We start from the raw sequence: 1,210 nt of genomic DNA, 5'->3' as shown, positions 1-1,210 counted from the left end.
CCACGACTTTTCCGCAACAGCAAACAATGAGTAAGTCCACTCAGTCAGCGAGCGTCCCCCCATGGTTTTATATTCGTGGAAATTTTTTCTCAGTCTTGGCGAAACCGAAAAATCGACGCTCCAAGCTGAAAAAGAGATCGGCACATCTAAACGAACCGCGGTGTGCAGTTCATCTTTACGAGATGTTTCTGAAGTTGGAATGGTGAGCTGACCCGCAACGCCGATTTTCCCTGTATCTCCAAAGCGATATAGGTTCGTGTATTGCAAGCCCAACACCGAATCTGTCGCGTAGGTGCCGACTTCATCTTCTAGGGCACGATAGCCCCCCGTAGAAAAATAGGCTTTTGTGTCGCTCGAAAAGGAATAAACGAGATCGCCTCCCCACGAGAAATTGCGGACAGAACGGTAGTCGTCTTTATCGTAAATGTTTGTATCGTAAGATAGGTAAACGGCCCCACTAAACTTACAAACAATACAGGACGTGTCTCCTTCATTTTGTGTAGATTCAGGCGTGCTAGTGCTATCAATTACACTCGTTTCCACCGCGAATGATGGCGCTGAAAACAGCGTACCCAACAACATTGCAAGCGGCGTCATCATCCACTTTGTTGTGTGCTGCATGTTTTGAAACTTCCATGAGAATTAAGTTTATTAGAATAAACTTAAAGACAAACAGATTATTGGGATGAAATTCCATAAAAATTCAGCTAATCAACCCCAATAAACCTATCAACCATAAAATTACTCTTATGGTTAAATCCTTATTTAATTTTTTAATACTATTTATCTTAGTATTGTCACGTTCTACTTTGCTTAAAAACGTACTTTAAAATGACTTTTTATAAATAAAGCCACTCACCACAACATTAAAGAAGCAGCAAAGCAACGCCATTAAAACAAAAGTCAAAAGACAATTATTATCAACAACTTAAAATCAACAAAAACAGTTAAAATGAATGAGTCAAAATGTATAAGTTAAAATACAACAAAAATATAAGAACATCATTCCGTTTAATTTTAGTCGTTATTGTATTGAGAAAGTTTAATTTTCAATTTCTAAAATTGGTGGGATACACATAAGAGAAATCATCAAAACCATCCGTTGTTAATAATGAATTTCGCATTTAAAACAAAAGATAGAAACAAGATCAAATTCATGTTTTCTAATATATCGATTCAACCTTTCACAAGTTTGAATAGAAAATCAAAC

The 1,210-nt window shown here is 36.9% G+C and carries 1 protein-coding gene; it reads right to left on the bottom strand.

What is annotated here, in order from left to right; all coding sequences use genetic code 11:
• A partial coding sequence (locus tag R7P67_RS25200; protein ID WP_318086370.1) for a hypothetical protein occupies positions 1-621 on the bottom strand: 621 nt, incomplete at its 3' end.
• Positions 622-1,210 lie beyond the last annotated feature (589 nt).

This window comes from Vibrio sp. Vb0937 (genome assembly GCF_033338855.1).
The sequence above is the reverse complement of the archived record's forward strand: the minus strand, read 5'-3'. Positions and strand labels throughout refer to the sequence as shown.